This window comes from Streptomyces sp. SID5910 (genome assembly GCF_009862125.1).
GTDB lineage: Bacteria > Actinomycetota > Actinomycetes > Streptomycetales > Streptomycetaceae > Streptomyces.
On sequence record NZ_WWHX01000792.1, the window covers coordinates 1 to 1,556 of the forward strand.

Genomic DNA, 1,556 nt, shown 5'->3' on the forward strand with positions numbered 1-1,556 from the left:
CGGGGACGCGCCGGGGTCCTGAGGCGCCTGGTGCTGTCAGGTGCCCGGCTTGCGGCCGTACACGTAGACGTCGTCGCCGTTCTTCAGCAGCGACCAGTACTTCTTGGCGTCGGTCTTCGTCATGTTGACGCAGCCGTGGGAGCCCGGCGGGTTCCACATGCTGACGCCGACCGAGTGGAAGGCCTGGCCGCCGTCGAAGAACTGGCTGTAGGGCATCGGCACGTCGTAGATCGTGGAGACGTGGTTGATGTGTCGCCAGTAGATCTTCTTCAGACCGGTGCGGGTCTCGTAGCCGTTGCGGCCCGTGCGGACCGGCACCGGGCCGTAGACGAGCTTCTTGCCGTCCTGGATCCAGCTCAGCTGGAGGGTCAGGTCGACGCAGGCGATCCGCCCCTTGTTGACCGGGCATTTGCCCGACTTGTTCGGGTTCTTGCCGACGGCCTTCTGCTTCTGCATCAGATCCATCACGCCCCAGGTGACGGGGCCCGCGTAGCCGATGTTCGGCGTGATGCCGTGCTTGGTCTGGAAGGCCCGGGTCGCCTTGCAGTCGGCGGCGGACTGCTTGCCGTCGACGGGGCGGCCGAGGAACTTCTCGACCTTCTTCTGGTACGGGCCCGTCTGCGTGGTGCAGCTCGCGGCCTGCGCCGGTGCGGCGCCGAGCACGAGCGTGAGCGGCGCCACCAGTGCGGTGAGCCCGAGTGCGACGGCGCCCCGTCTGCGTATGTCCCCCATGGCCGGTCAGCCTTTCGCGTCGAAGGGGTAAAGCGGGCGGGAGGTCGCCCGTGGTGCGATCCCCGGCCTTGTAGACAGCCCACCGGCGGCTTCGGTTGCCCACCGCGCCGCGCCGCGACGAAACCGTGACGAACGACACCGGTCCGCCCGTACCCGGCGTGCCGGTCAGTGCGTGGTCAGTCCGTGGCGTCCAACTCCTTCAGGGCCTGCCGGAAGCCGGTGTTGACCGCCGTGAGGCCGCCGTCGACGGTCAGCGTGGTGCCGGTGATCCAGGACGCGTCGCGCGAGGCGAGGAAGGCGACGGCCGCCGCGATGTCCCCGGGCTCCCCCACCCGCCCCAGCGGATACAGCCCCCGGACCGCCGCCAGCTCCTCGTCCCGGCCCTCCCAGGCCGTGGTGCGCACGGTGCCCGGCGCCACCAGGTTGACGCGCACACCCCGCGCGGCGGCGTGGCCGGCGAGGGTCCGGGTCAGGGAGGCGAGGCCCGCCTTGGCGGCGCTGTAGGCGTGGTTGCCGAAGTCCTGGGAGCCGTTGACGGAGCCGATGCTCACGATCGCGCCGCGGCCGGAGGCCGCCAGGTGGGGCAGTGCCGCGCGGCAGCAGCGGTAGGCGCCGGTGAGGGTGACGTCGAGGTCGCGCGCCCACGCCTCGTCCGGTTCGTCCTCGAAGAGCGGGGCGTCGGGGGTGCAGGCGCACGCGTTGTTGACCAGCACGTCGAGGGAGCCGAAGGCGTCGACGGCACGGGCGACGGCCGCCTCGACGGACGCCCGGTCGGCGACGTCGCAGGTGAACGCCTCGGCGGTGAGTCCTCGCGCCCGCAGTTC

At 71.4% G+C, this 1,556-nt stretch carries 2 protein-coding genes; both read right to left on the minus strand.

Translation table 11 applies throughout. The annotated features are described in order from the left end of the window. Window positions 1–36 precede the first annotated feature (36 nt). Complete coding sequence (locus tag GTW67_RS27970) at window positions 37–732, minus strand: L,D-transpeptidase family protein (protein ID WP_161167548.1); 696 nt, start codon at window positions 730–732, stop codon at window positions 37–39. Between the two features lie 176 nt (window positions 733–908). Then, a complete protein-coding gene (locus GTW67_RS27975) occupies window positions 909–1,553 on the minus strand; it encodes an SDR family NAD(P)-dependent oxidoreductase (RefSeq protein ID WP_237519065.1) in 645 nt (214 codons plus the stop codon). Window positions 1,554–1,556: the final 3 nt, after the last annotated feature.